Origin of the sequence: Psychroserpens mesophilus (assembly GCF_050617655.1) — a bacterium.
GTDB classification, from domain to species: domain Bacteria; phylum Bacteroidota; class Bacteroidia; order Flavobacteriales; family Flavobacteriaceae; genus Psychroserpens; species Psychroserpens mesophilus_A.
Window position 1 is genome coordinate 1 of the sequence record NZ_JBODQC010000157.1, and the last position, 273, is coordinate 273.

The window sequence follows — 273 nt, forward strand, 5'->3', positions numbered from 1 at the left end:
TCGGATCGGCCAACTACGACATCGGCCATTTGTTCCACCGGGGGTCGGAAGCCGGGAATGCCGGGTTCATCGGTGCGGTTTGCAGCGAGAACCGGAAGGGCAGCGCGTATGCTGCTACGCCCACTCCGGAGGGCGATCGGTTTGACCTGGATTTTGTGGCCCACGAGATGGGGCACCAGTTCGGCGCAAACCACACGTGGTCCTTTGATTCAGAGGGCTCCGGCGTCCAGGCGGAACCCGCTTCCGGGACCACTATCATGGGGTATGCAGGCA

1 protein-coding gene is annotated in these 273 nt (G+C 62.6%); it reads left to right on the top strand.

Annotated elements, in window-relative coordinates; genetic code table 11:
* Positions 1–273 (top strand): reprolysin-like metallopeptidase (locus ACRHNM_RS16750; protein WP_431137756.1); only part of this gene is annotated, 273 nt, incomplete at both ends.